Below are 24,232 nucleotides of genomic sequence, written 5' to 3'. Positions count from 1 at the left end.
ATTGTTCAGCGGTGGACGGTTCGGTTTGCGGCAACCCGGCGGCTCGGTTGCAATGCGGGCATGTCTTTGCACCACACCTTGCGCACCTGGTGGCACCGCCGCCGTGCCGCACCGCCCGCCCGTGTCATGCCCCTCTTGGCGGGGCGTTCGCTGCGCGCCGTGTTTCAGCCGCTGGTGGATGTGCGCAGCGGCGTCATCGTCGGGCATGAGGCACTGGCCCGCGCGCCCCTGACCCTGCCCGACCTCACTGTGGAGCGCATGCTGCAGGCCGCGCAGGAGGAGCATTGCCAGAAGAACTTTGAGCTGGCCTGCGCCGAGCAGGCCTTTGAGCTCTGGCTGGCCCAGGGGCCGCGTGGCCAGCTGTTTGTGAACCTGAGCGCGGCCACGCTGATCCAGTTGCACGTTTCGGACCTGGGCGGCCTGTTGCTGGAGCGCATGCGCAAACACGCAGTGCCAGCGCGCCGTGTGGGCTTGGACGTGACCGACTATGGCCTGTTGCCCGACCTGGACCTGCTGGTGGCGGCCCTCAAGCCGCTGCGCGCGGCCGGGGTGATGGTGGCGCTGGACGACTTCAAGCCCTCGGACCGCGGCATGCAAGCCTGGGCCAAGGTGTTGCCCAATGTGGTGAAGCTGGCCCCGCGCTGGACCCACAACCTGGCCGCCGAGCCCCAGCAAGCCAAGACGGTCGAGAGCCTGGTGCGCCTGACGCGCAAGCACGACAGCCTGCTGGTGGCCAAGGCCGTGGAGTCAGAGGACACATTGCGCGCCGTGGCTCGCCTGGGAATCAACTGGGCGCAAGGCTATTTTTTGGGCAGCCCCGACAGCACGCCTTGCAGCCAGCTCAACCTGCGCGCACGCCAGGTGCTCAGCAGCGTGGTTTGAGCGGCCCGGTGCGTCGCATGGACTGGGTTGGTGTGTCGGTACGCGGCGGGTTTTGTTTTCCATCTTGTGCATGGGATGAATTTTATGTATGATACACATCATGCGAAAAGCACAAGCCAATATCCGAACCGCGGCCAAAGAGGCGTCCCACGAACGCATCGTGGATGCCGCTGCACGGGCCATCCGGCGCAGTGGGTACGACGGCACGGGCGTGGCGGACATCATGAAAGAGGCCGGCCTCACGCATGGCGCGTTCTACGCCCATTTCGCGTCCCGTGAAGCCATGTTGGCCGAGGCGGCGGACCGTGCGGGTGCTGAATCCAATGCGCTGGCCGCGCGTGTCATTGCCGCCGTCCCACCAGAGCAGTCCCTGCAGGCGCTGATCCAGGTTTATCTTTCCAAAGAGCATCTCGCAGGCATTGAGACGGGGTGCCCCATTTCCGCCCTGGGTTCTGAAATGCCACGCCAGTCGCCCGAAGTGCGCCGGGCCGCCACGCTGCGCATCAAAGAGATGGTGGATCTGGTCGCCCGTCAGTTTCCCGATTGGGGGCAGCCCGGTGCGCACGAGCGCGCGCTGGTGACCGTGGCCACAATGGTGGGCACCTTGATGCTGGCCCGCGCGGTGGATGATGCGGCCTTGTCTGACGCGCTTTGCAGCGCGACGTTGAAGAGCCTGTCCCCTTCCGGGGACTAAGCCCTTGGCCGGCATTTTTTGGTTCAAAAATATGACGATCATCATGCCAAATGTTCTTGCACTCCAGGCCACTGCGCCCCCACCACTGACCGTTTGAAAAGAGGACAGCCATGAAAGCATTCACTGTTGATCGTTATGGAAAAAAAGAGAGCTTGCGGGCCACCGAGGTGCCAGAGCCGGTGCTACGCGAGGACGAGGTCCTGATAGAGGTGCATGCCACGGGCGTTAATCTGCTGGACTCCAAAATTCGCAGCGGAGAGTTCAAGCTCATCCTCCCGTACCGCACGCCCTTTGTGCTGGGGCACGACGTAGCCGGGGTGGTGGTGCGGGTCGGCGCGCGCGTGCGGCAATTCAAACCCGGAGACGAGGTGTACTCCCGGCCCGATGATTTCCGGATCGGTACGTTTGCAGAGTTTGTCGCTGTCAAAGAAGACTCGGTGGCACTCAAGCCGCGCAACCTCAGCATGGAAGAAGCCGCCTCCATTCCGCTGGTGGGTTTGACGGCGTGGCAGGCCCTGGTTGAGAAGGCCCAGCTGAAAAAGGGGCAAAAGGTTTTCATTCAGGCCGGTTCCGGCGGCGTGGGCACGTTTGCTATCCAATTGGCCAAACACTTGGGTGCCACAGTGGCTACCACCACAAGCACAGGCAATGTGGCTTGGGTGAAAGACCTGGGTGCGGATGTGGTGGTCGATTACAAAAAAGAGGCGTTTGAAAAAGCCTTGAGCGGCTACGACGTGGTGCTGAACAGCCAGGACGGCAAGACGCTGGAAAAGTCGCTGGGTGTGTTGCAAGCCGGTGGGCAGCTGATTTCCATCTCTGGCCCTCCTGACCTTGCTTTTGCAGAAAAGATCAACGCGCCATGGGTGGTGAAGCAGGTCATGCGCGCCCTGAGCTTTGGCACCCGAAGAAAAGCCAAGCAACTCAACGTCGGCTACGCCTTCCTCTTTATGCAAGCCAGCGGAAGCCAGTTGCGGCAAATCACCCCGCTGATCGAGTCGGGCGCCATACGTCCGGTCATCGACAAAGTCTTCCCGTTTGAGGCCACCAACGAGGCCTTGGCCTACGTCGAAAGCGGACGTGCCAAAGGCAAGGTGGTGATCAAGGTTCGTTGAGTCGTCGGCATCGCCTATTGGTTTTAGGCGTGTCTTTTTGTATGACGTTCGTCATACGGTATATCTATTTAACCCCCTGGAGTCTTTATGAAAATCGAAAATGCTGTTGTTCTGGTGACTGGTGCCAACCGTGGCATCGGCCTGGCCTTTGCACAAGCCTTGCTCGCCCGTGGCGCGGGCAAGGTCTACGCCGCCGCGCGCAATCCCACCAGCGTGACGCTGCCGGGTGTCGAAGCCTTGCAACTCGACGTGACCAACCCGCAGGAGATCGCTGATGCCGTCAAAAAAGCGTCGGACGTGACCCTGGTCATCAACAACGCGGGCATCGCCCAGCCCGGCGGGTTTCTGGCTGCCGACAGTGAGGCGGTGACGCGCCGCATTTTTGAGACCAACGTCTTTGGCGTGCTGGCCATGAGCAAGGCCTTCGCGCCTGTGCTCAAGGCCAACGGTGGTGGCGCCTTGCTCAATGTGCTGTCGGTCGCGTCGTGGGTGAACGGTGGCGAGCTGGCCGCCTACTCGGCCAGCAAATCGGCCGCCTGGTCGCTGACCAATGCCTTGCGCCACGAGCTGGCCGCGCAGCAAACCCAGGTGTTAGGCCTGCACATGGCCTACGTGGATACCGATCTCACGCGCGGTTTCGACGTTCCCAAGAGCAGTGCCGAAGACATTGTCCTGCGCGCGCTGGACGGCCTGGAGGCGGGCGCCGACGAAGTGTTGGCCGATGTGCTGACGCAGCAGGTGCGCCAAGGCCTGACGGCCCCCCGCCCTGTCTACCTGCCACCAGCCCACTAAGCCACAGCAGAGAGACCGCCATGTTGTTTACCTCACTCTCCACGCTTGCCTTGCAGCTCGGCAACCGCGTCGTCATGGCGCCCATGACGCGCAGCCGCGCGGTGGATGCCAACACACCCAATGCCCTGATGGCCGAGTACTACGCTCAGCGGGCCACGGCCGGCCTGATCATTACCGAGGGCACCTCGCCCTCGCCCAACGGCTTGGGCTACGCCCGCATTCCGGGGCTCTTTAACCAAGCCCATGTGGCGGGATGGAAGTTGGTCACCGATGCAGTGCATGCCAAAGGCGGCAAGATTTTTGTGCAGCTCATGCACACTGGGCGCGTGAGCCACGCAGCCAATCTGCCTGCAGGCGCCGAGGTGATCGGGCCGACCGCCACTGCCTGCCCCGGCGACATGCACACCGATGCCCTGGGCATGCAGCCGCACAGTGCGCCACGCGCCATGACGGCCGATGACATTGCCATGGCGGTCGCGGAGTACGCCAAGTCGGCCCGGCTTGCCATCGAGGCCGGGTTTGATGGCGTGGAGCTGCATGCCGCCAACGGCTATTTGATCGAGCAGTTTCTCAACGCCCAGGTGAACCAGCGCGTGGACGGGTATGGCGGCAGCAACCAAGGGCGCAATCGCTTTGCCCTGGAAGTCGTTCGTGCCACGGTCGCGGCCATCGGTGCCCATCGCGTGGGCATTCGCTTGTCGCCGTACGGGGTGTTCAACAGCACGGGCGCGTACCCGGAGCTAGAGGCGCAGTACCTGGCGCTCACCGAAGAGCTGGCGCAGCTTGGCATTTTGTACGTCCACCTGCTGGACCACTCTGCGATGGGCGCACCGTCGGTACCTGCGGAATTCAAGTTCCGCCTTCGCGTCGCGTTCAATGGCTTGTTCATCCTCGCGGGCGGCTTTGACAAAACCAACGCCGAGACCGCACTGGGTGCCGGCCACGCGGACCTGATCGCCTTTGCCCGCCCCTTCATTGCCAACCCCGATTTGGTAGAGCGCCTGCAGGTCAACGCGGAGCTGAATGCCGTAGACATGTCCACGTTCTACACGCCTGGCCCCAAGGGCTATACCGACTACCCACGCCTTGGAGCCTGACCATGAAGACCCATGTAATCCACTCTGTGTTGAAGGCTGCTGTAGCCGGGCTCGCCGTGGCTAGCTCCGTCCTGTCAACGGCGGCTGGGGCGGCAGATGCTGTGTCCACCGGCGTGCCCCAAGTCCTTCCCGCGTCCGGGCAACCGTCGGGAGACAGCTGGAAGAGCGTGGCTACGCAAACCATCACGGCAGGCGGCGTGAGCTTCGCGTACAGGGAGTTGGGAAAGCAGAACGGCGGAACGCCCGTGGTGTTTCTGGTCCACCTGGCGGCCGTGCTGGACAACTGGGACCCCCGCATCGTCGACGGCATCGCCGCCAAGCACCATGTGATTGCGTTTGACAACCGTGGCATAGGCGCATCCAGTGGCTCCCCGTCAAATTCCATAGAGCAGATGGCCGACGACGCCATCACCTTTATCCAAGCCATGGGGCTCAAGCAGGTGGACCTCTTGGGCTTCTCCATGGGCGGCATGGTTGCCCAGGAAATCGTTTTGAAAGAGCCGCAACTGATTCGCAAATTGGTCCTCGCGGGGACAGGACCTGCGGGGGGCGAAGGCATCAGCACGGTGGCAGGCGTCGCCAACTACGACCTTTTGCGGGGGCTGCTGACCGGCCAAGACCCCAAGCAATATCTGTTCTTCACCCGCACACCCCATGGCATTGACGCAGGCAAGGCCTTTCTGGCCCGCTTGCAGGAACGCTCGGCGCAGCGTGACACAGACATCAGTGTGTCTGCCTACATCGCCCAGCTGCAGGCGCTACGTGCTTGGGGCCAGAAGCCGCCTGCGGACCTCTCGGTGGTCAAGCAAGCCGTACTGGTAGTCAACGGCGATGCGGACCGCATGGTCCCTACGCCAAACACGCACGATTTGGCGCGGCGGCTCCCGAACAGCAGCCTGATCATTTATCCCGATGCAGGCCACGGCGGCATCTTCCAGTTCCATGCCGATTTTGTGTCCAGCGCACTGGAGTTTCTGGGTCGCTAGCGCTTTGCCAAGCGCACCTCTGTGCGTCAGGCTGGCTCCAGCCCGCGCAGTATCTGCAGCAGTTCGTCGATGCTGGCGTTGAGGTGGCTTACGCTGTCTTCGCGCTGGCTGCGGGCAAAGGCGTGCCAGGTGCCGATGTTCAGGATCTCCAGCTTGCCGTAAGAAATTTTGAGCCAGCCCTGCTGGGCCAGTTGCTGCACGTATTCTGAAAACAGCGTGCGCGACACACCGCACAGCGAGGCCAGCGTAGTTTGGGCGATGGGAATCTCCACCCCCTCGCCAAAGCCGATGGTGGGCGGCCGGTCCGACTTGTAGGCCAGTGCCTCGGCAAACTGGGCCAGGCCCATCACCACGCGCAGGCAGGGGTTGCCCAGCTTCATCAGGGTCAGCGTTTCCGAGGTCTTTTGCACCCGCCAGGCCATCAGCTTGGCCACATAACGCGCAAAGTGCGGCTCCTGCACAAACAGCGTGTCAAAGGTGGCGGCCGGCAGCGCCAGCACCTCAGTGGCGGTGAGGCACACGTAGTCGGCAAAGCTGGGCTTGCGGTTGATGATGGACTGCTCGCCAAACCAGGCGCCTTTGCCGTAGATGGACAGGGGCGTGGACTCGGAGTTGGTGGTGGAGATGGAGGCCGACACCAGGCCGCTGATGATGTACTGCCAGTGGCCCACCTCGCTGCCCTTGACCCAGATCTTGCGTCCAGCGTCAAAGGACTGCACCTTCACCACGGTGGCAGTCTGCGCGGCTACGGCGTCGTTGAGCCCGAGCTTGCGCAGGCGCTGCAGGATGTAGCTGCTGGTGGGCATGGCTCAGGGGCGGGGCGGGGTGGCAAAGTGGTCAAAGCTGGCCCAGGGGCCGGGCAGCAGCGCACCGCTGCCGTCCACCACGCGCACACCGGCCATCGCCTCGGTGCGGCCGATGCGGGTGACCGGTGTGCCGCTGGCCCGCGCTGCGGCCTGCACGGCGGCGGCCTGCGCGGGTGGCGCGGTGAACACCAGCTCGTAGTCGTCGCCACCGGCCAGCACACACTGCAAAGCCAGCGCAGGCGGTATTTCGGCATCAAATTGGCCTCTATCCCTTGTGGAATATGCGCAAGTAGCTATCAAATGTATAGCAATGTCAGCATCCACCGTGGCGCCCACGCCGCTCTGGGCGAGGATGTGGCCCAGGTCGCCCAGCAGGCCGTCGCTCACATCGGCTGCGGCGCTGGCTACGCCGCGCAGCGCCAGGCCCAGGGCCACGCGTGGTGTGGGCTGCTCCAGCCGCTGGCGGGCCTGGGCCAGCACGGCGGGTGGTAAGTGGACGCGGCCTTGCAGGCACCGCAGCGCCAGCGCGGCGTCGCCCAGCGTGCCGCTCACGTACACATCGTCGCCCACACGGGCGCCGCTGCGTAGCAGGGCTTGCCCCGGTGGCACCTCACCCATCACGGTGATGCAGATGTTGAGCGGGCCGCGTGTGGTATCGCCGCCCATCAGCGCGCAGCCGTGGGCATCGGCCAGAGCGAACAGGCCTTCGGAAAAGGGTTGCAGCCATTCGGCCCGTGCCTCGGGCAGGGCCAATGCCAGTGTGAAAGCGCGTGGCTTGGCACCACAGGCGGCCAGGTCGCTCAGGTTCACGGCCAGTGCTTTGTGGCCCAGGGTGCGCGGGTCTACGTCGGGAAAGAAATGGCGGCCGCTGACCAGCATGTCGCTGCTCACGGCCCATTGCATGCCCGGGGTGGGCTGCAAAAGCGCGCAGTCGTCACCCACGCCCAGCACTACGCCTTCGTCCAGGGCCCGCTGGGGGCGCTGGAAGTAGCGTGTGATCAGCTCAAATTCGCCCAGCCCGGCCACAGTGCGTCAGGCCCCGCTGTCGCGTGCGGGCCAGAAGAAGCTCAGTGGTGCCTGGCGCAGGCGTGCCCAAATGGCGCCCTGGATGCGCGAGCGCCCGACGCCCGAGACGTTGTGCGCCTGCAGCGCCACGCGGAAGGCCAGGTAAAAACTCACGCCCACATTGAGCACACCAATCAGCGGAATGCTGGCCACGGCCCACCACAGCGCGGGGTTCTTCACCACCTCCCAGCCCAGGGCGGCGCATGCCGCACCCAGCTGCCCGGCGGACAGCGTGACGTGGCGCACATCGAGCGCCGGACCCAGAAAGGCCAGGATGGGCGGCACCAGGCCAAGCATGAAACCTAGCGAGATATTGGCCGCCAGGCCCGAGATGTTGTGGCGCATGAACTGCGCCCAGCGGTCGGCCCGCGCCGTGCCCAGCCAGGTGGTGATGCGCGGGTTGTAACGGATGGCCGAGTCCAGCCGGTGCAGCACAAACCAGTTCTCCGTCCAGCCGGCAATGATGCTGCTAGAGAACAGCAGCACCCCCGTGAAGGCGGCAAACAGCAGGGACGGACCCATCAGCGTGAGCGAATGCAGCACGTAGTGAGCGCGGTCCACGGTGATCATGGGGGCGCCCAGCGTCAGCGCCATGGCGGCCGACAGCGCAATGGCCACCGGAAACACCACCGCCACGTTGCCCAGCACCGCGGCCACCTGTGAGCGCACCAGGTGCGTGACCTCGTCCACAAAGGCGCCCAGCGCCTGCGCGTCGGAAATGTCCTTGAGCTTGGCGGCCATGGCCGGGGCCGTCATGGCGGGCTGCTTGGTGGCCAGCGTGAAATGCAGCAGCTGGATCAGCACAAAACTGGCCGCGTAAACCACGCCAGACCAGAAGCCATACCAAAATGCCGACAGCCCCACGGCCATCAGACCGAACTTCATGGCCGTGGTCAGCGCCGTGAGCGCGCCACCGCCAGCGGCGTTGCCCAGCATCTCGCGGTATTCGGCGCGGGTGCGGGTGATGTAGTGCTCGCCCGTCTCCGAGCTGCGCTCGGCCACCTTGGCCGCCAGCAATGATGAGTTGGACGCCACCAGCGCGCCAATACTGCGCTGCTCCTGGCTCACGCTGGCCAGGTGCGAGAGCAGGCGTGCGCTGGCGCGGTGGCTGTCGTCGTCCAATAGACAGTCGAGCAGGGCGCGCACACGCAGCACACGCTCGCGCAGTTGGCGCAGGCGGAACACCAGGTCTACCGAGATGCCGTGGGCATCGAGGTGGGTGTAGACGGACGAGGCGGCGTGGCGGCAGGCGTCCAGTTGGGTGCGAAAACGCAGCACCGCGGCCTGGGTGTCGTGCCCGGCCATCCAGGCCTCGCACACGGCGTCCAGGTCCGCCGCCAGGGTGTGGAAAGGGCTGGCATCTTGCGCCGGGCTGCTCATGCGCAGGCGGATTTCGGGTGAAAAACCGGCCGCGCGGATCTGGCTGGTGCAGAAGGTCATGGCGTCCAGCAAGGTGCTGTGCCAGTGGGTGAGCCCAGGGTGCAGCGTGGCGTTGTGGCCCACGGCGGGTGTGCTGAGCAGCTGCGCTAGGCGCTGCAGCGTGGGCGTGGGCAGGGCGGCCAGCCACTGGGCGTCGTGTTCGTCGTCCAGCACCAGGCCAAACAACTCGGAGGCGTCAGACGTCTCTGGGGTGGCCGGCAGCAGCTTGTGGTGCAGGCGGTCCACCAGCTCGCTGACAAAGGCGTTGCGCGAGCCAAAACCGTAGTCCGACAGCAGCGTGCTGCCGTCCACCGTGTGCAGCAGGGCGCGCCACCAGGCTTGCAGTTTTTCGGTGGTTTGCGGGCGGGCGTCCAACACGTCCAGCAGCAGGTCCACGCGGGCCACGGCGGCCTCGGGGGCGCTGTTGTCACCGCGTATCCATTCGAGCAGGCGGATCAGCCAGACATGGCGCTCGACCAGCCCGGCCTCGGGGTTCAGCGTCTCCAGCAGGGTAGAGATGTCGCTGGGCACAGCGGGCGCGGCCATCAGTGCAGGGTGCGGGAGCCACCCGCGTCGCTCAGGGCGTCCAGCACAAACATAGGAATGTCGGCGTCAAACTTCTCGCCGTCTTCGGCCACACAGAAAAAGCTGCCGTGCATGGTGCCAGTGGGCGTGCGCAGGCGGGTGCCGCTGGTGTATTCAAAAGACTGGCCGGGTTTGAGCAGCGGTTGCTGGCCCACCACGCCCAGGCCCTTCACCTTTTCGGTGTGGCCATTGGCGTCGTTGACGTTCCAGGTGCGCGAGATCAGCTGCGCCGTCACATCGCCCGTGTTGGTGATGGTGATGGTGTACGCAAACACGTACATGTCATCGGCAGGTGCAGATTGGTCGGGGAGGTACTGGGGTGCAACTTCCACCAGAAATTCGTATTTGGCCATGGGCCAATGCTACCTGCGAAAATAGAGGCCCTGTCAACACCCTTCCCAAGCCCCTGCCATGACGTACCGCATTGCCCCCTCCATCCTGTCTGCCGACTTCGCCCGCCTGGGGGAAGAGGTCAAAGCCGTCATTGACGCGGGTTCCGACTGGATCCACTTTGACGTGATGGACAACCATTACGTGCCCAACCTGACCTTCGGCCCCATGATTTGCAGCGCCTTGAAGCCGCACGCCAAGACGGCCGCCGGCGTGGCGGTGCCGATTGACGTGCACCTGATGATCTCGCCCGTGGATGCGCTGGCCGCCAGTTTTGCCGAGGCGGGGGCCGATTACATCAGCTTTCACCCCGACGCGTCGGGCCATGTGCACCGCAGCATCCAGGCCATCAAGAGCAAGGGCGTGAAGGCGGGGCTGGTCTTCAACCCGGCCGAACCGCTGGACGTGCTGGACTGGGTGATTGAAGACATCGACCTGATCCTCATCATGAGCGTGAACCCCGGTTTTGGCGGCCAGAGCTTTATTGACTCGGCGCTGCGCAAGATTGAAGACGTGCGCAAACGGATTGATGCATCGGGCAAAGATATTCGCTTGGAAGTGGATGGCGGCATTAAGACCGACAACATCCGCCGCGTGGCCGATGCTGGCGCCGACACCTTTGTGGCCGGCAGCGCCATCTTTGGCAAGCCCGACTACAAGGGCGTGATTGACGCCATGCGCCTGGCCCTGAAGGCCTGATGCCACAGACACACCGGACCGCACATTGACACCCACCCCCGCTGCCACGCCCAAGTCGCCCTGGCCCTGGGGGCGCAGCGTGGCCGGTGAAGGTTTTGCACACCGCCGCGTGCGCTGGGCCATGTACGCCATGATGGTGTTGCTGGCCGTATTGTCCCTGCTTCGGGCCTGGCGCATCGGGCAGTCAGAAGCCATGCGCCAGATGGACATGGAAATCATCCAGGCCGCGGCCGAGCAGGGCACGCTGACCCAGCGCCTGGGCGCCCATGCGGCCCAGCTGGCGCTGCTGCACCACCAACCCCAACCGGTGGTGGCGCCCCTGTCGGACACGCTGGCACTGTCGCTGCTGCAGGCCCAGCACCTGGAAGAACTGCTGGCGCGGCAAGCCCAGGCCACCGGCACAGCCGATGGTGCCATGCGAGCCGCGTTGCAGGAGTGGCGGCGCCAGCGCGAAACCCTGTGGTACCGGGTGCAGGCCGTGCTGTGGCAGTTGCAGCGCCAGGATGTGGGCGCTGCTGCCAATGCCGTGGGCGTGCTGCAGAGCGCGCTGGACGGCTCGCTCCAGGCCAACGCAGCGCTGGTGGGCGAGGTGCAGCGCGCTGCGCGTGCGCGCAGCGACCAGGCCTTGGTGCAGGTGCGCTGGTTCACCGGTTTTGCCGTCCTCCTTTTTATTGTGCTGGCGCTGTTGGTGGTGGAGCCCACGGCGCGTGCGGTGCGCCGCCAGTACCTGGCGCTGTCGCGCCAGACCGAGCGCCTGACCCGGCTGGCCCGGGTGGCCGAGCTGAGCTCCAATGCCATTGCTATTACCGATGCCAAGCACCGGGTGGAGTGGATCAATGCGGCCTTTGCCCAGCTCACCGGGTTCACCCAGGCCAAGGCCCAGGGGCGGCGCATTGGCACCCTGCTCAAGGCGCGCAGCGCCGACCCGGCGCGGTTTGCCGAGTTTTATGCGGCCCTGCGCCAGAACCAGGGCATCAAGCGCGAGATCCGCATCGCCACCCGCAAGGCCGAGCTGGGTTGGGTGCTGGTGGACATGCAGCCCATCAGCGACGAAGACGGCACGCTCAACGGCTGGGTGCTGGTGGCCACCGACATGACCGAGGTGCGCGCCCAGCAGCAGGTGCTGCGCCTGGCGGTGGACGGCGCGGGCCTTGGCATCTGGCACTGGGACATGGTGACTGACACCATCCACTGCAACGACCGCTTTTTGGCCACCCTGGGGTACATGCCGGGCGAGCTCAATATGGCCGCCGCCAGCTGGTTCGACCTGATTCACCCGGATGACCAGCCCCACTGGCAGGAGTCGCTGCGCCACCACCTGCGCGACCCGGACACGCCGCACCGACTCTCGGTGCGGGCGCGGCACCGTGCCGGGCGTTGGGTCTGGATGTTGTTCACCGGCAATGTGGCCGACCGCGATGTGCAGGGGCGCGCCCTGCGCATGGCCGGCGTGGCCATGGACGTGAATGCCCAGAAAGCGATGGAGCAGCAGCTGCGCGTAGCGGCCCGCACCGACGGCCTGACCCAACTGCCCAACCGCACGGTGGTGGTGGAAAAAATCCGCCAGGCCATCGACCGGCACCGGGCACAGCCGGGCTACAACTTTGCCGTGCTGTTTATGGACTTTGACCGCTTCAAGCAGGTCAACGACACCCTGGGCCACACCGTGGGTGACGAGCTGCTGCGCCAGATTGCGCGCCGTCTGCAGGACAGCCTGCGCCCGGGCGACAGCTTTGTGCACACCAGCGACTTTGCCCAGATGGCGGCCCGCATTGGCGGCGACGAGTTTGTGGTGCTGCTGGACGACATCCGCGGCGACCTGGACGCCGAAATCGTGGCCAGCCGACTGCTGGATGTGCTAGCTGCGCCCTACCAGGTGGAGGGCCACCGCGTCAGCTCCACGGTCAGCATCGGCATTGTGACCAGCACCCACGCCGAATTGGATGCCGACAGCGTGCTGCGCGACGCCGACATCGCCATGTACGAGGCCAAGCGCAGTGGCCGTGCGCGCTACGCCATGTTTGACCCGGCCATGCGCCAGCGCGTGAACGCCTCGGTGTCGCTGGAGAACGACCTGCGCCAGGCGCTTACGCTGGGGCAGATGTTTGTGGTCTACCAGCCCGTGGTGCAGCTGGGCAGCCACGCGCTGCTGGGGGTGGAGGCGCTGGTGCGCTGGCAGCACCCGCAGCGGGGCCTGGTGTCGCCGGCAGACTTTATTCCCGTGGCTGAGGCCTGTGGCTTGATTGATGCGCTGGGCCAGTTTGTGCTGCAGCGGGCCTGCAGCACCTTCGAGCAGTTGCAACAGCAGCTCGGGCCTTTGGCGCCGCCCAGCATGGCAGTCAACCTGTCGCGCGCGCAGCTGCGCCAGCCGCGGCTGGTGGCCGACATTCTGGATGCGGTGCGCGCCCACAACATGGCGCCCCAGCAGCTGGTGCTGGAAGTGACCGAAAGCCTGGCCGCCCAGGACAAGGAGGTGCAGCAGACGCTGCGCGACATCCGCGCGCTGGGCGTGGGCCTGTCGCTGGACGACTTTGGCACCGGTTACTCCTCACTCTCCTGCCTGCACGAGCTGCCGGTGAACGCGGTGAAGATCGACCGCTCCTTTGTCAGCCAGGCTGGCCAGAGTGAGTACCACCGCGTGCTGATTGACGCCACCCTGCGCGTGGCCCGAGCCCTGGGGCTGGGCACCGTGGCCGAGGGCATCGAGACGCCCGAGCAGGCCGCTCAGATGCTGGCCATGGGCTGTGAGCGCGGCCAGGGTTACTGGTTCAGCCGCCCCATGGAGGCCAGCGCGCTGGTGGCCTGGGTGCAGGCCGGTGGCGTGCCTGGCCCGGCTACCCCCTCAACCTAAGGAAACCCCTGTGAGCCTGACTCCCTTGCCCTGGCCCCTGCGCCAGTTCGATGCCGCCATCGTGGACCTGGACGGTACCCTGGTGGACACCCTGGGCGATTTTGTCGAGGCCCTGCAGCGCATGCTGCGCGACTTGCCCGCGCCGTTTGCCGATTTCACGGTCAGCCATGCCCTCGTGGAGCGTATGGTCGGCAAAGGCTCAGAAAACTTGATAAAAAGCCTTCTGGCCCACGTGGATGCTGCGCAAGCAGCTATCAATTCAGTAGCGATGTACGAGCTGGCCTGGGCCCGCTACCAGGTGCATTACCAAGCCATCAACGGCGACTACTCCGCGGTCTACCCGGGCGCCCGCGAGGGCCTGCAGCAGTGGCAGGCCGCGGGCCTGCGCCTGGTCTGTGTGACCAACAAGCCCACGGCCTTTGCCTACACGCTGTTGCAGCACAAGGGGCTGGACGGCTTCTTTCTGCACGTGGTGGGCGGCGACGCCGTGGCGCGCAAGAAGCCCGACCCGATGCCGCTGCTGCACGCCTGCAGCCTGCTGGGCACGCAGCCCGCCCGCACGCTGATGGTGGGCGACTCCAGCAACGACGCCCAGGCCGCGCGGGCCGCTGGCTGCCCGGTGCTGCTGGTGCGCTACGGGTACAACCACGGTGAGCCTGTTGAGTCGGTGGATGCCGACGCCTATGCCGACGCGCTGGACGCGTTGCGCTGGGCCGACTGAGCGGCGTTCAGGCGGGCAGCAGGCCCTGCTCGGCACCATCCACCTTGAAGACGGCCACCAGCGACACCAGGTCTTGCGCCTGCTGCTTGAGGCCACTGGCCGCCGCGGCCATTTGCTCCACCAGCGCCGCATTTTGCTGGGTGGCTTGGTCGATCTGGGAGACCGCCTCGCTGACCTGGGCTACGCCGGTGTTTTGTTCGGTGCTGGCGGCGCTGATTTCGCCCACCATATCGGTCACGCGGCGGATCGCACTCACCACTTCGCCCATGGTGTTGCCAGCCCGGTCCACCAGCGAGCTGCCTTGCTCCACCCGCGCTACGCTGGCACCAATCAAGGTCTTGATCTCCTTGGCCGCCTCGGCACTGCGTCCGGCCAGGGCCCGCACCTCTGAGGCCACCACCGCAAAGCCACGCCCCTGTTCACCGGCCCGCGCAGCCTCTACGGCGGCGTTGAGCGCCAGGATGTTGGTCTGAAACGCAATGCCGTCAATCACGCTGATGATTTCGGCAATCCGGCTGGACGACTCGTTGATGTCCTTCATGGTGTGCACCACCTGCGCCACCACTTCACCACCCTGTTGTGCCACGCTGGAGGCATTGGCCGCCATCTGGCTGGCTTGGCGCGCGTTGTCAGAGCTGTGGCTCACGGCCGAGCCCAGCTCTTCCATGCTGGCGGCGGCCTCTTCCAGCGCGCTGGCCTGCTGCTCGGTGCGGGCCGAAAGGTCGTGGTTGCCCTGGGCAATTTCCGAGCTTGCCAGGGCGACACCCTGAGAGCCTTCGCGCACTTTGATGACCAGCGTGGACAGGCTGCCTTGCATGGATTGGAGGGAGCGCATGAGGGCGGCCACTTCGTCGCGGCCATTGGTGTGCAAGTGGGCGGTCAGGTCGCCACTGGCCACCCTGTCGGCCACGGTGACGGCCTCATTGAGGGGGCGCACAATTTGTCGGCTCAGCAAGATGCTGCCGGCCAGGCCGGCCAGGGTCACCAAGACCATGACGCCATAGGCCAGCTTGCTGCCACGTGCGGCCACGGCGCTGGCGCCCTCCGAGGCCTGGCGTTCCTGTTCGGACAGTTGTTTGCGCAGCTCTCCCAAGAAGGCCACGGCATCTCGGTCTTTGCCGCGCGCGGCCTTGTCGCCAGCGGCAAAGTCCATGTCGGCCGCTTTGTAGGCCTGCAGCGCGGCTTCGTACCCTTGGGTTGCGGACTGCATCGCAGTCCCCAGCTTGGTGGCCGTGTCCTTGCTGGGGCCAGGCTCCAGCAGACCATTGAGCTCGTCCAGGCCTTTGGCTACGGCTTTCATTTCTGCCTGGTGGGCGGTCCAGTAACGGTCCAGGTCTTTGGGCTCCTTGCCGCGCAAAAGCACGTTTTTCCACTCCTGGATAGCGGTGGAAAAGTTGCCCGCAATGTCAGCTGCTTTTTTGTTGGCGGCAACGTCTCGCAAGACCTCGTGCTGGTAAGTGGAGATGGCGCTGTTGAGGGTGCTGATGCCGAACATCCCTCCCACAAACAGCAGTGCCAGGGCAATGGCAAAGGCGAGGGGCAGTTTCAGGCTGAGTTTCATTGCGCAATCTCCAGAGGTGTCACTGTCAAAAAGCAAGGTCTGTCCCCAGACTACAGGTTAGCCAGGAGCTTGTCATCCCCCGAACGGGGGGCGGGCGGCGTAAAAAACAAAAAAGGCCTGCCAGGTTGCCCCGGCAGGCCTTGTTGCGCAGAGTCCGACCGCTTATTTCTGGCCGAGTAGCGCGTCTTTGAGTCGGAAATCGGCAGGCACCGGGCCAAACCAGATGGACATGATGGCCTTGTAAAACTCGGGTTCCTTGAAGGGTTCACCCTGGACCTTGCCCTTGGCAGTGACCACCATGCCGGTGCCAGGAATCCAGTCCAGCGTGATCACGTCACCGGGCAGCAGCACCTTGTTGACCGTGAAGATGTCGCCCATGCGGATCAGGCCGGGCACGAGTTTGGACATTTCATTCTTGGGCACGTTGTCTTCCACGCCGCGGGTCAGCAGTTTGCCAAACGGACCGGCTTCAATTTCGCGCAAAAACGTCATGGTCAGGCGCTTGGGGCCGGGGGCGGCCATGAGTTCGTCCAGCGAGTTCACTTTTTTGCTGGTGTACAGGTCACCCACGTACACCTTGAACGGGCCCTTGTAACGTGTGCCGGCGCCGTTGAGCAGCAGCTTGGTGCCACTCACCATGGCGCTGTCTTCAACCTTGACGCCATGGATGTCCTGGGTGGCCGCCTGGGCCAAGGGGCTGGCCAGCCAGACAGTGGTCAGTGCTGCAGCGAGAAGGTGCTTGAAGGTCATGGAGAAAATCCTTAATAGAACGATCGTTCTTTTTTGTGTAACGAGATTTTGCAACGTTCAGCGGCACTGTACATCAGGGTTTCTGCGGGTAACGTGAATTTGTCTGTTGGGCGGCGGGGTTTTGGGGTTTGCTACACTGGCACGCATGTTTATCCACCACATCAACAGAATGGGTCTTAGCGACCGGGGAGCCTGGCCCTGGCGTACCTCGTCTGTTGTGCCTGGGCTCTAACACCTGCCGGCCGCCACCTTTGGCGGCCAACGCGCACGGTTCCTGAGCTTTGCGCGGTCAAGTGGCACGGATTCCCCTCCGATCTATTGCGCGCACCCTTTGTGGCTGCAGCCCCGGCTGCCAGCAACCAAACGATTAGTGTGATTTGAGAGGCCCCGTCCCCATGACCGAATCCGAGTTCCATGCGCTGCGCGCGCAAGGCTATAACCGCATCCCCCTGAGCACCCAGGCCTTTGCCGACCTGGAAACTCCGCTGTCCCTGTACCTGAAACTGGCCCGCGCGGATGGCGCCACCGAACCCGCTGCCAACAGCTTTTTGCTGGAGTCGGTGGTGGGCGGCGAACGTTTTGGGCGCTACAGCTTCATCGGCCTGCCGGCCCGCACGCTGCTGCGCGCAAGCGGTTTTGGTGCCGATGTGTGTACCGAAGTGGTGACCGACGGCGTGGTGGTGGAAACCTCCACCGCCAATCCGTTGGACTTCATCGCCCAGTACCAGCAGCGTTTCAAGGTGGCGCTGCAGCCCGGCATGCCGCGCTTCTGCGGTGGCTTGGCGGGCTACTTTGGCTACGACGCGGTACGTTACATCGAGAAAAAGCTGCAAAACACCTGCCCGCCCGATGAGCTGGGCACGCCCGACATCCTGCTGCTGCAGTGTGAAGAGCTGGCGGTCATCGACAACCTGTCGGGCAAGCTGCACCTCATGGTCTATGTGGACCCGGCCACGCCCGATGCCTACGCCGCCGGCCAGGCGCGCCTGACGGAGCTCAAGGCCAAGCTGGCGCAGGCGGTGAGCGCGCCCGACATCAAGCCTTCGCAAAGCTTCGAGGCCCAGCGCGACTTTGCCAAGGCCGACTACATCGCCGCCGTGGAGCGCGCCAAGGAAATGATTGCCGGCGGCGACTTCATGCAGGTGCAGGTGGGCCAGCGCATCAAGAAGCGTTTTACCGCCTCGCCGCTCAGCCTGTACCGCGCGCTGCGCACGCTGAACCCCAGCCCCTACATGTACTTCTACAACTTTGGCGACTTCCACGTGGTGGGCGCGTCGCCGGAGATTCTGGTTAGGCAAGAGCAAGTGGTTGTCGACGGTAAGGCCGGTACCAAAGTGACGATCCGCCCCCTGGCCGGCACCCGCCCGCGCGGCGCCACGCCCGAGCTGGACAAGGCCGCTGAGGTGGAGCTGATTGGTGATCCCAAGGAACGTGCCGAACATGTGATGCTGATCGACCTGGCGCGCAACGACATTGGCCGCATCGCACAGATCGGCTCGGTCAAGGTGACCGACGCCTTCATCGTCGAGCGCTACAGCCACGTGATGCACATCGTGAGCAATGTGGAAGGCACGCTGAACCCCGGCATGACCAGCATGGATGTGCTCAAGGCCACGTTCCCGGCCGGCACGCTGACCGGCGCACCCAAGGTGCACGCCATGGAGGTGATTGACCAGCTGGAGCCCATCAAGCGTGGCATTTACGGCGGCGCCTGTGGCTACCTGAGTTATGCAGGTGACATGGACGTGGCCATTGCCATCCGCACCGGCATCATCAAGGATGAGGTGCTCTACGTGCAGGCCGCGGCCGGCGTGGTGGCCGACAGCGTGCCCGAGCTGGAATGGAAAGAAACCGAGGCCAAGGCGCGCGCGCTGTTGCGTGCGGCCGAACTGGTGGAGGAGGGCCTGCAATGAGCACCCAACCCCAAGCCCAACACTGCGAAACCATGGCCGAGGTACGCAGCCACATCGACGCGCTGGACGAACGCATCACCGCGCTGCTGGTGGAGCGCACGGGCTACATGAGCCAAGCCGCGCGCATCAAGCAGGACGCCGCCAAGGTGCATGACCAGGAACGCATTGAATTCATCGCCGCCCGTGTGCGCCGCATGGCCACGGAGTTGGGTGGCCAGCCTGACGTAGTGGAGGCCGCCTACCGCGCCCTGATGGACGCATCCATTGCCTTTGAACACCGGGAATTCGCCCGCTTGCGGGAAGGAGCAGCAGCATGAAACTCGTGATGATTGACAACTACGATTCGTTCACTTTCAACATCGTCCAGTACTTTGGCGAACTGGGCGCCGAGGTGGAGGTGTTCCGCAACGACGAAATCACGCTCGAAGGCATTGCCGAGCGTAAGGCCGACCGCCTGGTGATTTCCCCCGGCCCGTGTTCACCCGCCGAGGCCGGCATTTCGGTGGCTGCCATCCAGCACTTCATGGGCAAGCTGCCCATCCTGGGCGTTTGCCTGGGCCACCAGAGCATTGGCGCCGCGCTGGGCGGCAAGATCATCCGTGCGCAGGAACTCATGCACGGCAAGACCAGCGTGATCAGCACCACGCAAGAGGGCGTGTTTGCTGGCCTGCCGCAGCAGTTCACCGTGAACCGCTACCACTCGCTGGCCATTGAACGTGCGTCCTGCCCCAAAGAGCTGGCTGTGACCGCGTGGACCGATGACGGAGAAATCATGGGTGTGCGCCACACGGGCCTGCCGTTTGCGCAGCGCATGGAGGGCGTGCAGTTCCACCCGGAAAGCATCCTCACCGAGCACGGCCATGCCATGCTGAAGAACTTCCTGCAGTGAGGCAGCCATGAAGTACTACGTTTTTGATAGCTGCTCGCGCAATGAATACGTGGGCTAGAGGCCAATATGACCAAGATTGTTGATTTGCGCAGTGACACCGTCACGCAACCCACCGCCGCCATGCGTGCGGCCATGGCCGCCGCCCCGCTGGGCGACGACGTGTTTGGCGACGACCCCACGGTGAACGCGCTGCAGGAGAAGCTGGCCGCCCTGCTGGGCTTTGAGGCCGCGCTCTTCATGCCCACGGGCACGCAGAGCAACCTCTGCGCCATCCTGGCGCACTGCGGCCGCGGCGACGAGTACATCGTGGGCCAGCTGGCCCACACCTACCGCTACGAAGGCGGTGGCGCCGCCGTGCTGGGCAGCGTGCAGCCCCAGCCACTGGTGCAGGACGCCAGTGGCCAGATGGCGCTGGCCGACATCGCCGCCGCCATCAAGCCCGACGACTGCCATTTCGCCCGCACCCGCCTGCTGTGCCTGGAAAACACCTGGAACGGCCACCCCATGCCCGCCAGCTACCTGCAGCAGGCCAGCGCGCTGGCGCGCGAAAAGGGCCTGGCCGTACACCTGGACGGCGCGCGCCTGTTCAACGCGGCCGTGGCCTCGCGCCAGGATGGCGAAACGGCGCTAGCCTCCGCCAAACGTATCGCCAGCCACTTTGACAGCGTGTCGGTCTGCTTCAGCAAGGGGCTGGGCGCGCCAGTCGGCTCGGCCCTGTGCGGCAGCAAGGAGCTGATCGCCCGCGCGCTGCGCATCCGCAAGATGGCCGGTGGCGGCATGCGGCAGGTGGGCCTGTTGGCCGCAGCAGCCAACCATGCGCTGGACCACCACCTGGAGCGCCTGGCCGACGACCATGCCCTGGCCCAGCGGCTAGCGCAGGGGCTGCAAGGCGTCAGCGGCCTGACGGTGCGCTCGGCCCAGACCAACATCGTGTTTGTCGACGTGGCCGACGGCCGGGGCCCGGACCTGCTGGCCTACCTGAAGGCGCAGGGCGTGCTGGCCACGGGGCTCATTGGCCTGCGCTTTGTTACGCACCTGGATGTGGACGTGGCTGGCATTGACCATGCGCTGGCCAGCATCCGCGCTTTCTTTAACCAGCCTGCCACCGCAGCCGCCGCCCCGGCACCGCGTGGCGCGGCGGTGTACTGAAGGCGTGGCCATGCCCATCGACCAACTCCTGCTCTTCATGGCGGCCGGCGTGCTGCTCAACCTCACGCCCGGGCCGGACGTGCTCTACATCGTGACCCACGCGCTGCGTAGCGGCGCGCGCGCCGGCATGGTGGCCGCGTTGGGTATCACTGCGGGGTGTTTTGTGCACATCTTCGCCGCTGCCGTGGGCGTGAGCGCGCTGATAGCCGCGTCTGCCACGGCGTTCACCGTGCTCAAGTGGGCAGGCGCTGCTTACCTGGTCTATGTAGGCCTGCGCCTGCTGCTGACCAGGAGCGGTTCTGCTATGCAATTAGGAGCCGCTGGCGCAGATTCCACGTGGGCTAGAGGCCAAAACGGCTTAAAAAATATCTTCCTGCGCGGCTTCTGGACCAATGTGCTCAACCCCAAGGTGGCGCTGTTCTTCCTGGCCTTTGTGCCGCAGTTCATCGCGCCCGGCGTGGAGAACAAGCCGTTGGCCTTTCTGCTGCTGGGCCTGTTGTTCAACTTCAACGGCCTGTGGGTGAACCTGGGCTGGGCCGTGGCAGCCGCCTGGCTGGCGCGCCGTGCCGGCGTCGTGCAGAAGAGCATGCACTGGCTCGATCGCGTCGCTGGCGCGATGTTTGTAGGATTCGGAATCAAACTGGCGCTGACCGCAGCGCCCCAGGCTTAAGGACATGGACATGACCCAAACCGCCAAGATCACCCCGCAGGAAGCCCTGCAACGCACCATCGAGCACCGCGAGATTTTTCACGACGAGATGCTGCACCTGATGCGCCAGATCATGTCCGGCGAGATGTCGCCCGTCATGATGGCCGCCCTGATCACGGGGCTGCGCGTCAAAAAAGAGACCATCGGCGAGATCACCGCCGCCGCGCAGGTGATGCGCGAGTTCTCCACCAATGTGGAAGTGGCCGACAAAACCCATTTGGTGGACATCGTAGGGACCGGCGGTGATGGCTCGCACACCTTCAATATCTCCACCTGCAGCATGTTCGTGGCTGCGGCCGGGGGCGCCAAGGTCAGCAAGCACGGCGGGCGCAGCGTTAGCAGCAAGAGCGGCAGCGCCGACGTGCTGGAAGCCCTGGGGCTGAATATCAACCTCAAGCCCGAGCAGATCGCCCAGTGCATTGCCGAGCAGGGCATTGGCTTCATGTTCGCGCCCAACCACCACCCGGCCATGAAAAACGTGGCGCCGGTGCGCAAGGAGATGGGCGTGCGCACCATCTTCAACATCCTGGGCCCGCTGACCAACCCGGCCGGTGCGCCCAACATCCTCATGGGCGTGTTCCACGCCGATCTGGTGGGAATCCAGGTGCGCGCGCTGCAGCGCCTGGGCGCCGAGCACGCCATCGTGGTCTATGGCCGCGACGGCATGGACGAGGTGAGCCTGGGCGCCGGCACCCTGGTGGGTGAGCTCAAGGACGGCGAAATCCGCGAATACGAAATCCACCCCGAAGACTTTGGCATGGTCATGGCCAGCAACCGGTCGCTGAAGGTGGAAACCGCTGAAGACTCACGTGCCATGCTGCTGGGGGTGCTAAACAACCAGGCCGGCCCGGCCAAGGACATCGTGATCCTCAATGCCGGCGTGGCCCTGTATGCGGCCAATGTGGCCAATACCATGGAAGCTGGTATCGCGCTTGCGCGAGCAGCTATCGAATCAGGAGCGGCGAAAGCCAAGCTCGACGCCTTGGTGGCACTCTCTGCCCGCCTGGCTATTTAACGAATTTGCGGGACAGACCTTTAGCGCTGTCCCCAACTAACTAGGTGATTTATGAGCGACATTCTGGACAAAATCGTAGCCGTCAAACACCAGGAGGTGGCAGCGGCCCGTAAGCGCAAATCGCTGGATATCGTGCGCGCCGACGCCGAATCGCGCGTGCTGACGCGGGACTTCGTGGGCGCGCTGCGCGCCAAGGTGGCGGCCGGTAAACCGGCTGTCATCGCGGAAGTGAAGAAAGCCAGCCCGTCCAAAGGCGTGCTGCGCGAAGATTTCATTCCTGCCGACATCGCGCAGAGCTATGCGGAATATGGCGCGGCCTGCTTGTCCGTGCTGACTGATGTGCAGTTCTTTCAGGGCGAAATTGACTACCTGAAGCAGGCCCGCGCGAGCTGCCAGCTGCCTGTGCTGCGCAAGGATTTCATGGTCGACGCCTACCAAATCTTTGAGTCGCGCGCCATGGGCGCCGACGCCATCCTGCTGATCGCCGCCTGCCTGGACGATGCACAGATGCGTGACTTCGAAGCCATCGCCCGCGGCCTGGACATGGCCGTGCTGGTGGAAGTGCACGACCAGCCCGAGCTGGAACGCGCTTTGAAGCTCAAGACGCCGCTGATCGGCATCAACAACCGCAATCTGAAGACCTTTGAGGTCTCGCTGGACACCACGCTGGCGCTCAAAGCCCTGGTGCCAACCGACCGCCTGCTGGTGACCGAAAGCGGCATCCACACCCGTGAGGACGTGCTGCGCATGGGCTCTGCTGGCATCAATGCCTTCCTGGTCGGCGAAGCCTTCATGCGCGCGCCGGAGCCGGGCGAAGCGTTGGCGGCCCTGTTCGGCGTCTGAGCCATGGCGGACCAGCTGCTGCACGCCGACCCTGCCGACTGGCCCGTGGCCCCGGGCTGGCAATCGCTCGTGGACGGGTTTTTTGAAGGCCAGACGGGGCAGGGCTTGATGCAGTTTCTGCAGCAACGGCTGGACGCCGGTGCCGTCGTTTTTCCGCCTCAGCCGCTACGCGCGTTGGAGCTGACGCCGCCCGAATCCGTGCGCGTGGTCATCCTGGGGCAAGACCCCTACCATGGGCGCGGCCAGGCGGAGGGCTTGGCGTTCTCCGTGGCTTCGGGCGTGGCCTTCCCGCCCTCCTTGCGCAACATTTTCAAAGAGCTGCAGCGCGACCTCGGCACGCCGCCACCCGCCTTTCCGCAACCCGGCGGCAGCCTGGTGAAGTGGGCGCAAAAAGGCGTGTTGCTGCTCAACACCTGCCTGACGGTGGAGGAGGGCCAGCCCGCCAGCCATTCCGGCAAGGGCTGGGAGGTGCTGACCGACGCGGTGATCCGCCAGGTCTCGCAAGAAGCCCAACCTGCGGTGTTTATGCTGTGGGGCGCCCATGCCCAGAGCAAACGCGCGTTGATCGACGCCAACCGCCACCTGGTGCTGACGGCCAACCACCCCTCACCCCTGTCGGCGCTGCGCCCGCCGGTGCCCTTTATCGGCTGTGGCCATTTCTCGCAGGCACGGGCCTGGCGCGATGAGCACGGCACGGTCTAAATGCAAATTTGTGCGCAAGTTCATGACGAAGGCAAATTAACGTGGCATAATCCGGGGTTCACCGAAGGAGAGGTGGCCGAGTGGTTAATGGCAGCAGACTGTAAATCTGCCCTCTTACGAGTACGCTGGTTCGAATCCAGCCCTCTCCACCAGTGATGATTGACTGTTTTGCATGAGCCTCTGCGGGGTTCGTATAGTGGTAATACCTTAGCCTTCCAAGCTAAAGCGAGGAGTTCGATTCTCCTACCCCGCTCCACAGTTGATTTGTTGCTGCGTAGTGATATAGATTTTTAAGGTTTGTCTACGACAGACTTTGCCCTTTTGGCTCAGTGGTAGAGCACTCCCTTGGTAAGGGAGAGGTCGCGGGTCCGATTCCCGCAAAGGGCACCATTTTTAAAGCGTTGCCGCTGGCATGTTGGTGATAGCGGTAGTGCGAATTTTGATTGTTTGAACTCATTACTTTTCGGAGCTGAACATGGGTAAAGAAAAATTCACACGAACCAAGCCACACGTCAACGTAGGCACGATTGGCCACGTGGACCACGGCAAGACGACACTGACAGCCGCCATCACCACCGTGTTGGCAGCCAAGTTTGGCGGCT

General features: G+C 64.3%; 24 protein-coding genes and 3 tRNA genes. 21 read left to right on the top strand and 6 right to left on the bottom strand.

Annotated features, from left to right (window positions below; genetic code table 11):
- Positions 1-60: 60 nt before the first annotated feature.
- The 6 genes from C5F53_RS11680 to C5F53_RS11655 all read left to right on the top strand — a co-directional run bounded on the left by C5F53_RS11680 (position 61) and on the right by C5F53_RS11655 (position 5,563).
- Positions 61-882, top strand: coding sequence for an EAL domain-containing protein (locus C5F53_RS11680; protein WP_105261557.1), 822 nt, complete (start codon positions 61-63; stop codon positions 880-882).
- 88 nt (positions 883-970) lie between these two features.
- A complete protein-coding gene (locus tag C5F53_RS11675) occupies positions 971-1,576 on the top strand; it encodes a TetR/AcrR family transcriptional regulator (protein WP_105261556.1) in 606 nt (201 codons plus the stop codon).
- A gap of 110 nt (positions 1,577-1,686) precedes the next feature.
- Positions 1,687-2,688 carry an NADP-dependent oxidoreductase gene (locus C5F53_RS11670; protein WP_105261555.1) on the top strand — a complete coding sequence of 334 codons (1,002 nt, stop codon included), beginning with the start codon at positions 1,687-1,689 and terminating at the stop codon, positions 2,686-2,688.
- Positions 2,689-2,775: 87 nt separating this feature from the next.
- Positions 2,776-3,480, top strand: a complete 705-nt coding sequence (locus tag C5F53_RS11665; protein WP_105261554.1) for an SDR family oxidoreductase — start codon at positions 2,776-2,778, stop codon at positions 3,478-3,480.
- Positions 3,481-3,500: 20 nt separating this feature from the next.
- The gene (locus C5F53_RS11660; protein WP_105261553.1) at positions 3,501-4,577 is read left to right on the top strand and encodes an alkene reductase; all 1,077 of its coding nucleotides are present in this window, start codon (positions 3,501-3,503) and stop codon (positions 4,575-4,577) included.
- A gap of 2 nt (positions 4,578-4,579) precedes the next feature.
- Positions 4,580-5,563 (top strand): alpha/beta fold hydrolase, encoded by a 984-nt coding sequence (locus tag C5F53_RS11655; RefSeq protein WP_105261552.1) that lies wholly within the window; start codon positions 4,580-4,582, stop codon positions 5,561-5,563.
- A gap of 26 nt (positions 5,564-5,589) precedes the next feature.
- Here the strand turns inward: C5F53_RS11655 and C5F53_RS11650 are convergent, their stop codons facing one another.
- From C5F53_RS11650 to apaG, 4 genes are read right to left on the bottom strand one after another with little or no spacing between them, the layout of a single operon-like run.
- The gene (locus C5F53_RS11650; protein WP_105261551.1) at positions 5,590-6,369 is read right to left on the bottom strand and encodes a Crp/Fnr family transcriptional regulator; all 780 of its coding nucleotides are present in this window, start codon (positions 6,367-6,369) and stop codon (positions 5,590-5,592) included.
- Positions 6,370-6,372: 3 nt separating this feature from the next.
- Positions 6,373-7,386, bottom strand: a complete 1,014-nt coding sequence (gene thiL / locus C5F53_RS11645; RefSeq protein WP_105261920.1) for a thiamine-phosphate kinase — start codon at positions 7,384-7,386, stop codon at positions 6,373-6,375.
- A 15-nt stretch (positions 7,387-7,401) separates the two neighbouring features.
- Entirely contained in the window at positions 7,402-9,399 is a 1,998-nt protein-coding gene (locus C5F53_RS11640) for a site-specific recombinase (RefSeq protein WP_105261550.1), read from the bottom strand.
- Complete coding sequence (apaG, locus tag C5F53_RS11635; RefSeq protein WP_105261549.1) at positions 9,399-9,791, bottom strand: Co2+/Mg2+ efflux protein ApaG; 393 nt, start codon at positions 9,789-9,791, stop codon at positions 9,399-9,401. The genes C5F53_RS11640 and apaG overlap by 1 nt, the downstream gene beginning before the upstream one ends.
- A gap of 58 nt (positions 9,792-9,849) precedes the next feature.
- Between apaG and rpe the strand changes: the two genes are divergently transcribed.
- From rpe to gph, 3 genes are read left to right on the top strand one after another with little or no spacing between them, the layout of a single operon-like run.
- On the top strand, positions 9,850-10,527 hold the full coding sequence (rpe, locus tag C5F53_RS11630) for a ribulose-phosphate 3-epimerase (protein WP_105261548.1): 678 nt from the start codon (positions 9,850-9,852) through the stop codon (positions 10,525-10,527).
- 25 nt (positions 10,528-10,552) lie between these two features.
- The gene (locus C5F53_RS11625; RefSeq protein ID WP_105261547.1) at positions 10,553-13,378 is read left to right on the top strand and encodes a bifunctional diguanylate cyclase/phosphodiesterase; all 2,826 of its coding nucleotides are present in this window, start codon (positions 10,553-10,555) and stop codon (positions 13,376-13,378) included.
- A 10-nt stretch (positions 13,379-13,388) separates the two neighbouring features.
- Complete coding sequence (gene gph, locus C5F53_RS11620; RefSeq protein WP_370446728.1) at positions 13,389-14,099, top strand: phosphoglycolate phosphatase; 711 nt, start codon at positions 13,389-13,391, stop codon at positions 14,097-14,099.
- Between the two features lie 7 nt (positions 14,100-14,106).
- Here gph and C5F53_RS11615 read toward each other — a convergent pair whose 3' ends face one another.
- A complete protein-coding gene (locus C5F53_RS11615) occupies positions 14,107-15,660 on the bottom strand; it encodes a methyl-accepting chemotaxis protein (protein ID WP_105261546.1) in 1,554 nt (517 codons plus the stop codon).
- Between the two features lie 162 nt (positions 15,661-15,822).
- Positions 15,823-16,410 carry a chalcone isomerase family protein gene (locus C5F53_RS11610; RefSeq protein ID WP_105261545.1) on the bottom strand — a complete coding sequence of 196 codons (588 nt, stop codon included), beginning with the start codon at positions 16,408-16,410 and terminating at the stop codon, positions 15,823-15,825.
- A 395-nt stretch (positions 16,411-16,805) separates the two neighbouring features.
- Between C5F53_RS11610 and trpE the strand changes: the two genes are divergently transcribed.
- From trpE to C5F53_RS11550, 12 genes are all read left to right on the top strand, one after another.
- A complete protein-coding gene (gene trpE / locus C5F53_RS11605; protein WP_105261544.1) occupies positions 16,806-18,323 on the top strand; it encodes an anthranilate synthase component I in 1,518 nt (505 codons plus the stop codon).
- Entirely contained in the window at positions 18,320-18,640 is a 321-nt protein-coding gene (locus C5F53_RS11600; protein ID WP_105261543.1) for a chorismate mutase, read from the top strand. Before trpE ends, C5F53_RS11600 begins: the two co-directional genes overlap by 4 nt.
- Positions 18,637-19,212, top strand: a complete 576-nt coding sequence (locus tag C5F53_RS11595; RefSeq protein WP_105261542.1) for an aminodeoxychorismate/anthranilate synthase component II — start codon at positions 18,637-18,639, stop codon at positions 19,210-19,212. The genes C5F53_RS11600 and C5F53_RS11595 overlap by 4 nt, the downstream gene beginning before the upstream one ends.
- A 66-nt stretch (positions 19,213-19,278) precedes the next feature.
- Positions 19,279-20,361, top strand: a complete 1,083-nt coding sequence (gene ltaE, locus C5F53_RS11590) for a low-specificity L-threonine aldolase (protein WP_105261541.1) — start codon at positions 19,279-19,281, stop codon at positions 20,359-20,361.
- A 10-nt stretch (positions 20,362-20,371) separates the two neighbouring features.
- Positions 20,372-21,031 (top strand): LysE family translocator, encoded by a 660-nt coding sequence (locus C5F53_RS11585; RefSeq protein ID WP_105261540.1) that lies wholly within the window; start codon positions 20,372-20,374, stop codon positions 21,029-21,031.
- A gap of 10 nt (positions 21,032-21,041) precedes the next feature.
- Positions 21,042-22,085: an anthranilate phosphoribosyltransferase gene (gene trpD, locus C5F53_RS11580; RefSeq protein ID WP_105261918.1), complete on the top strand. Its 1,044-nt coding sequence runs from the start codon at positions 21,042-21,044 to the stop codon at positions 22,083-22,085.
- Positions 22,086-22,136: 51 nt separating this feature from the next.
- Positions 22,137-22,928, top strand: coding sequence for an indole-3-glycerol phosphate synthase TrpC (gene trpC, locus C5F53_RS11575; protein ID WP_105261539.1), 792 nt, complete (start codon positions 22,137-22,139; stop codon positions 22,926-22,928).
- Between the two features lie 3 nt (positions 22,929-22,931).
- A complete protein-coding gene (locus C5F53_RS11570) occupies positions 22,932-23,630 on the top strand; it encodes a uracil-DNA glycosylase (protein WP_105261538.1) in 699 nt (232 codons plus the stop codon).
- Positions 23,631-23,696: 66 nt separating this feature from the next.
- Positions 23,697-23,782, top strand: a tRNA-Tyr gene (locus C5F53_RS11565).
- Between the two features lie 30 nt (positions 23,783-23,812).
- Positions 23,813-23,886 (top strand) — tRNA-Gly (locus C5F53_RS11560).
- A 59-nt stretch (positions 23,887-23,945) separates the two neighbouring features.
- Positions 23,946-24,020 (top strand) — tRNA-Thr (locus tag C5F53_RS11555).
- Between the two features lie 85 nt (positions 24,021-24,105).
- On the top strand, positions 24,106-24,232 hold a 127-nt coding region (locus C5F53_RS11550; RefSeq protein ID WP_236635368.1), incomplete at its 3' end, for a GTP-binding protein.

This window comes from Rhodoferax sp. TS-BS-61-7, from assembly GCF_002943465.1.
Taxonomy (GTDB): Bacteria; Pseudomonadota; Gammaproteobacteria; order Burkholderiales; family Burkholderiaceae_C; genus Allorhodoferax.
Note: the sequence above shows the minus strand (reverse complement) of the source record. Positions and strands in the feature narration are given on the sequence as shown.

Bases quoted from the DNA above. Each gene is read 5' to 3' on its own strand.
- C5F53_RS11680 (WP_105261557.1), top strand. From the start codon at position 61: ATGTCTTTGCACCACACCTTGCGCACCTGGTGGCACCGCCGCCGTGCC.
- C5F53_RS11675 (WP_105261556.1), top strand. From the start codon at position 971: ATGATACACATCATGCGAAAAGCACAAGCCAATATCCGAACCGCGGCC.
- C5F53_RS11670 (WP_105261555.1), top strand. From the start codon at position 1,687: ATGAAAGCATTCACTGTTGATCGTTATGGAAAAAAAGAGAGCTTGCGG.
- C5F53_RS11665 (WP_105261554.1), top strand. From the start codon at position 2,776: ATGAAAATCGAAAATGCTGTTGTTCTGGTGACTGGTGCCAACCGTGGC.
- C5F53_RS11660 (WP_105261553.1), top strand. From the start codon at position 3,501: ATGTTGTTTACCTCACTCTCCACGCTTGCCTTGCAGCTCGGCAACCGC.
- C5F53_RS11655 (WP_105261552.1), top strand. From the start codon at position 4,580: ATGAAGACCCATGTAATCCACTCTGTGTTGAAGGCTGCTGTAGCCGGG.
- C5F53_RS11650 (WP_105261551.1), bottom strand. From the start codon at position 6,369: ATGCCCACCAGCAGCTACATCCTGCAGCGCCTGCGCAAGCTCGGGCTC.
- C5F53_RS11640 (WP_105261550.1), bottom strand. From the start codon at position 9,399: ATGGCCGCGCCCGCTGTGCCCAGCGACATCTCTACCCTGCTGGAGACG.
- apaG (WP_105261549.1), bottom strand. From the start codon at position 9,791: ATGGCCAAATACGAATTTCTGGTGGAAGTTGCACCCCAGTACCTCCCC.
- rpe (WP_105261548.1), top strand. From the start codon at position 9,850: ATGACGTACCGCATTGCCCCCTCCATCCTGTCTGCCGACTTCGCCCGC.
- C5F53_RS11615 (WP_105261546.1), bottom strand. From the start codon at position 15,660: ATGAAACTCAGCCTGAAACTGCCCCTCGCCTTTGCCATTGCCCTGGCA.
- C5F53_RS11610 (WP_105261545.1), bottom strand. From the start codon at position 16,410: ATGACCTTCAAGCACCTTCTCGCTGCAGCACTGACCACTGTCTGGCTG.
- trpE (WP_105261544.1), top strand. From the start codon at position 16,806: ATGACCGAATCCGAGTTCCATGCGCTGCGCGCGCAAGGCTATAACCGC.
- C5F53_RS11600 (WP_105261543.1), top strand. From the start codon at position 18,320: ATGAGCACCCAACCCCAAGCCCAACACTGCGAAACCATGGCCGAGGTA.
- C5F53_RS11595 (WP_105261542.1), top strand. From the start codon at position 18,637: ATGAAACTCGTGATGATTGACAACTACGATTCGTTCACTTTCAACATC.
- ltaE (WP_105261541.1), top strand. From the start codon at position 19,279: ATGACCAAGATTGTTGATTTGCGCAGTGACACCGTCACGCAACCCACC.
- C5F53_RS11585 (WP_105261540.1), top strand. From the start codon at position 20,372: ATGCCCATCGACCAACTCCTGCTCTTCATGGCGGCCGGCGTGCTGCTC.
- trpD (WP_105261918.1), top strand. From the start codon at position 21,042: ATGACCCAAACCGCCAAGATCACCCCGCAGGAAGCCCTGCAACGCACC.
- trpC (WP_105261539.1), top strand. From the start codon at position 22,137: ATGAGCGACATTCTGGACAAAATCGTAGCCGTCAAACACCAGGAGGTG.
- C5F53_RS11570 (WP_105261538.1), top strand. From the start codon at position 22,932: ATGGCGGACCAGCTGCTGCACGCCGACCCTGCCGACTGGCCCGTGGCC.